Annotated in this window: 4 protein-coding genes; all 4 read left to right on the forward strand. The window is 40.8% G+C overall.

What is annotated here, in order from left to right; translation table 11 throughout:
• Nucleotides 1–85: 85 nt before the first annotated feature.
• The 4 genes from ACFWE9_RS25740 to ACFWE9_RS25755 all read left to right on the forward strand — a co-directional run bounded on the left by ACFWE9_RS25740 (nt 86) and on the right by ACFWE9_RS25755 (nt 5411).
• A complete protein-coding gene (locus tag ACFWE9_RS25740) occupies nt 86–1336 on the forward strand; it encodes a cystathionine gamma-synthase family protein (RefSeq protein ID WP_144551248.1) in 1251 nt (416 codons plus the stop codon).
• Nucleotides 1333–2373 carry a homoserine dehydrogenase gene (locus tag ACFWE9_RS25745; protein WP_144551250.1) on the forward strand — a complete coding sequence of 347 codons (1041 nt, stop codon included), beginning with the start codon at nt 1333–1335 and terminating at the stop codon, nt 2371–2373. The genes ACFWE9_RS25740 and ACFWE9_RS25745 overlap by 4 nt, the downstream gene beginning before the upstream one ends.
• Nucleotides 2374–2429: 56 nt before the next feature.
• Complete coding sequence (locus ACFWE9_RS25750; RefSeq protein ID WP_230163141.1) at nt 2430–3884, forward strand: aldehyde dehydrogenase family protein; 1455 nt, start codon at nt 2430–2432, stop codon at nt 3882–3884.
• 93 nt (nt 3885–3977) lie between these two features.
• Nucleotides 3978–5411: an amino acid permease gene (locus ACFWE9_RS25755; protein ID WP_230162694.1), complete on the forward strand. Its 1434-nt coding sequence runs from the start codon at nt 3978–3980 to the stop codon at nt 5409–5411.
• Nucleotides 5412–5445: the final 34 nt, after the last annotated feature.

Raw genomic sequence — 5445 nt, forward strand, 5'->3', positions numbered from 1 at the left:
AATATACAATATACAATATATTATATAAATTCGAACAACAAAGAGATGTAGTTGAAAAAGCTATGAAAATTAGAGGTGAGAGAACATGAGTAAGCAAAACGATATACGAGACGGTACCAAGGCTGTATGGGCAGGAGAAAAAGAATCTCTTGCTTACAATGCAACTCAAGTTCCCGTGGTACTAAGTGTAGCCTACAATTACGATGACATAGACGAGTGGCATGAAGTGGCCATTGGAAATAAGCATGGGTATATATACAACCGCATGGCAAATCCTACTGTTCAAGCTCTGGAGGAAAAAGTAAGAATCCTCGAGGGAGCTGAAGCAGCAATTGGTTTCTCATCAGGAATGGCCGCTATTAGTAGTACGCTATATACATTTTTAAGACCGGGAGACCGGGTTATATCGGTTAAAGACACATATGGGGGAACCAATAAAATCTTTACTGAATTCTTACCGAATTTGGATGTAGATGTTCAGTTATGCAACACTGGAAATCATGAAGAAATTGAAGCTGAAGTGGATAAAGGATGCAAGGTTTTATATTTGGAGTCTCCTACCAATCCTACGATGAAGATTACTGATATTGAGAGAATGGTAAGAGCCGGAAAATCGGTGGGGGCATTGGTCATCATAGACAATACTTTTGCTACTCCCATTAATCAAAATCCGATTCAATTAGGAGTTGACATTGTAATTCATAGTGCCACTAAATTCTTAAGCGGACATGCTGATGCATTAGGCGGTGTGGTATGCGGCTCCAAAGAACTGATGAAAAAAGTCTATCATTATCGAGAAATCAATGGAGCGACGATGGATCCTTGGTCAGCCTATCTTATTTTAAGAGGGATGAAAACGTTAAAACTTCGAGTACGTCAGCAAGAAAAGAGCGCAATGGAAATCGCAAAGTATCTGCAAAAGCAAAAGCTTGTAGAAGCGGTCAATTATCCTGGGTTAGAAACGCATCCGCATCACCATATTGCAAAGAAACAGATGAGAGGTTTCGGCGGAATATTAAGTTTTGTATTGAAAGGGGAGATGGATGCAATAAAAATTTTATTGCCAAAATTACAATATGCAAATAAAGCCGGAAATCTTGGAGCTGTAGAAACTATATATGGACCCGCAAGAACGACTAGTCATGTGGAATGTACTCTTGAAGAACGCAAAGCTCTTGGTATTCCGGAAGGTTTGGTTCGTATCTCCGTAGGAATTGAGGATACGGAAGATCTTATTTCTGATTTAGAGCAAGCTTTTGCTCATTTGAAATCACAACTACCAGTAATGGTAGCTGCAAATAAAGATATTAATAATGGAAGAGGTATGGGGATATGACACAAAAAATTGCATTGCTTGGATTTGGTGTAGTCGGCCAAGGGTTGGCAGAAATTTTACAAGATAAAGGTGAGTCTTTACGCTGTGAACTTGGCTTTGATGCTAAAATTGTTGCTATTTCCGATGTCATGAAGGGCTCTCTTTATCACCCTGAAGGGTTGGATATCTCTCAAGTATTACAAGCTGTTAAGGAAACGGGAAAGCTGGAGAGTTACCCTGAAACCCCTGGGTTGATAAGGGGATGGGACAGCTTTAAGACAATCCTTGAGAGTAATGCGGATACCATTGTGGAGATTACTTTCACTGATGTAAAAACTGGACAACCCGCTATCGATCATTGTAAGACGGCATTTGAAAGTAAAAAAAACGTAGTAATGAGCAATAAAGGTCCCGTTTCTTTAGCATACCAAGAACTAGCTGAGTTAGCCAAAAAGAATGATGTGCGATGGGGCTTTGAAGGAACTGTTATGAGTGGAACACCAGCATTGAAAATGCCTCTCGTTTCATTGGCAGGAAATAATATTTTTGAATTGCGGGGGATTTTAAATGGAACGACTAATTATATTCTGACCAAAATGGAAGAAGGATTGAGCTATAAGGATGCATTAATTGAGGCACAAGCTCTTGGTTATGCAGAGGCAGATCCTACCAGCGATGTAGAGGGATATGATTCTCAGTATAAAGCTACTATTCTTGCTAATGTTGTAATGGATATTCCGATGAAACGAGAGGAAGTAGAATGTGAAGGGATTAGTCATCTTACACAGCAAGACATTCAATGGGCAAAATCTGAAGGGAAAAGGTGGAAGCTCATTGCTAAATGTAAAAAGGATGGTGATAAAGTATTCGCAAAGGTAGGCCCTGAAGCTATACCTCTTACAGATCCTCTAGCTGGAGTTCTGGGAGCACAAAACGCTATTACGTATAACTGTGACTTAGCCGGTCCGATTACGTTGATTGGTGCCGGAGCTGGTCGCAAAGAAACAGGATTCTCTATTCTGATTGATTTAATCAATATGAGCCGTGGGCAATTATGATCTTGTACACCATTCAAGTTATAAGCTGGAAAATTACTTATACGGGGTGATTATCGATGACAATTATTGAAGCGCTTACAAAGAAAAATAAGATGTTTCTTGCTGGAAAATGGGTATCCGGCGACAAAAAAATTGAAATTCTCGATCCACAGGATAATAGTTTAATTGCAACCGTTCCTGCTGCTAATGAGAAGGATGTACTTCATTCCATAGAAGAGGCAAAAAAGGGAGCGAAAATAGCCGCGGACATGCCAACACATGAAAGAATCGTCATTCTAAATCGTGCCGCCGATTGGATCTATGAGCATAAGGAAGAATATGCAATGACCATTGCCCGTGAGGGAAGTAAGACCATTAAAGAGGCGAGAAAAGAAGTAGTGCGTTGTATCGAAACACTTCGAATTAGCGCAGAAGAAGCAAGGCGAATTAATGGCGAAACGATTTCGTTTGACCAAATGCCGGGAAGCGAAGATCGCATGGGATATTATTATCGTTTTCCTGTTGGGATTATTGTAGCTATAACGCCTTTCAACGATCCATTAAATCTTGTTGCCCATAAAGTGGGACCTGCTATTGCTTCTGGAAATGCCATCATCGTAAAACCAGCACCTGCTACACCTTTAAGTGCTCTTTTATTGGCAGAAGCCTTTGAAAAAGCAGGTTTACCGCCTAAAGTATTGTCCGTCATTACGGGGTATCCGAGTGATATGGGCGAGAGTCTGATTACTCATTCAGCCATACGAATGATTTCTTTCACAGGAGGACTCGCCACTGGCCAAGCGATTATGCAAAAGGCAGGTCTGAAAAAGATGAATATGGAGCTAGGATCGAACTCACCGGTTATCGTACTGGAAGACGCTGACTTAGAAGAAGCGGTTGAATCGACTGTATCCGGCGCCTTTTGGGCCGCAGGTCAAAATTGCCTAGGAGTGCAAAGAGTATATGTTCAAGAAGATGTTTATAGGGACTTTATTGGAAAGTTTGTTAACCGTACTCAACAATACCGAGTAGGCAATAAACTCTCAGAGGAAACCGACATGGGGCCTATGATTTCAGAGAAAGAAGCAAAGCGAGTTGAGAGTTGGGTAAATGAAGCTGTTGAGAAAGGCGCAAAATTGCTGTGTGGCGGCAAACGTCAAGGTTCTTTTTATTATCCAACTGTTTTAGAGAATGTTCCAGCACATTGTAAGCTGGCAACTGAAGAAGTTTTCGGACCAGTTGTTACCATTCACAGCGTGCCCGATCTGGATACCGCTATTTTCCAATCTAACAATGTGGATTTCGGCTTGCAAGCAGGTATATTCACTCGTGACTTAGATAGGGCGTTTGGAGCTATACGTAAATTGGATGTAGGCGGGGTTATGGTAAATGACAGCTCTGATTATCGTATAGATGCCATGCCTTTCGGGGGAGTGAAGGGTTCTGGTTTAGGTCGTGAAGGAATTAAGTTTGCACTTCAAGAAATGACTGAAACAAAAGTGGTTTGTTTTAAAGTTTCGAGCAAAAGGTAAATGTGATAATGATAGCTTTATAGGAATCGACCCGAGGTCAATCTTCGCGCTACAAGTAAGGTACTGCATCATATATATTAAGGGGGAGACTGGATGATAGACGCCAATAGTACCGATCAAAATCAGTTGAAGCGTTCTATGAAAAGCAGGCACTTGTTCATGATTTCGCTAGGTGGGGTAATTGGAACGGGTCTTTTTCTTAGTACAGGTTATACGATTAATCAGGCTGGACCGGGAGGAACGATTCTCGCTTATTTGGTTGGTGGGCTGATCATGTATCTTGTCATGCTATGCCTTGGCGAATTAACTGTAGCTATGCCGGTAACCGGTTCGTTTCAGTCATATGCTACGAGGTTTGTGGGTCCTGCTACCGGATTTACCATTGGTTGGCTGTACTGGCTTACATGGGTAGTTACGGTAGGTTCAGAATTTACTGCATCCGGTCTTTTAATGAAGCGATGGTTCCCTGAAACTTCCGTCTGGATGTGGAGCGCACTCTTCGCGATTATACTTTTTCTGCTGAACGCCTTTTCTGTAAAATTTTTCGCGGAAACTGAATTTTGGTTTGCCGGCATTAAAGTAATTACTATTATTTTCTTTATCATATTAGGTGGAGCAGCGATGTTTGGCTTCATTCCTATGAACGGCAGTGCAGCTGCTCCGATGCTTTCTAATTTTACCGGGGAAGGAGGCCTATTTCCAAATGGACTCCTTCCGATATTTATAACAATGATTTCCGTAAATTTTGCCTTTTCAGGAACAGAGCTTATCGGCATTACTGCTGGAGAAAGTGAAAACCCGGAAAAAGACATACCTCTAACCATTAGAAATGTAATTTGGCGAACTATGTTTTTCTTTGTTGGTGCCATAGTTGTGCTATCTGGATTAATCTCCTGGAAAGAAGCGGGAGTCATTGAAAGTCCGTTCGTTATGGTTTTTGATAGCATAGGGGTACCTTATGCAGCTGATATCATGAACTTTGTTATTATTACAGCTTTACTGTCAGTAGCAAATTCTGGTCTCTATGCATCTACCCGTATGTTATGGTCTCTTTCAAATGAGAAGATGATAAGTCCTTTCTTAGGAAAGGTAACGTCAAAAGGAGTTCCGTTTAATGCTTTGATTGTAAGTATGGCAGTAGCCTGCTTGTCATTATTCTCTAGTGTAGTTGCACCGGATACGGTTTATATGGTGCTTGTGGCTATATCTGGATTTGCGGTTGTTGCAGTATGGATGGGAATTGCTTTATCACAGTATGTGTTCCGTAAACATTATCTTAAAGCGGGTGGCGATATTAGAGATTTAAAATTTCGTACACCACTTTACCCTTATGTGCCCATTGCCGCTTTTGTTTTATGTTTCGCTTCTATTGTGGGTCTTGCTTTCGATCCGAGCCAACGAATTGCACTGTATTGTGGAATACCATTCATTGCTTTATGCTATCTCCTCTACTATTTAAAAAATCGAGGAAATAAGAATCAGATAAATTCTTATAATGAAACGGATGATTATATTAGGAATATATAGAAGAAACTCGTCAAAATTGAAGCCTTTGCTCAAC

Source organism: Peribacillus sp. NPDC060253, from assembly GCF_042727425.1.
In the GTDB taxonomy this organism is placed as follows: Bacteria; Bacillota; Bacilli; order Bacillales; family DSM-1321; genus Peribacillus.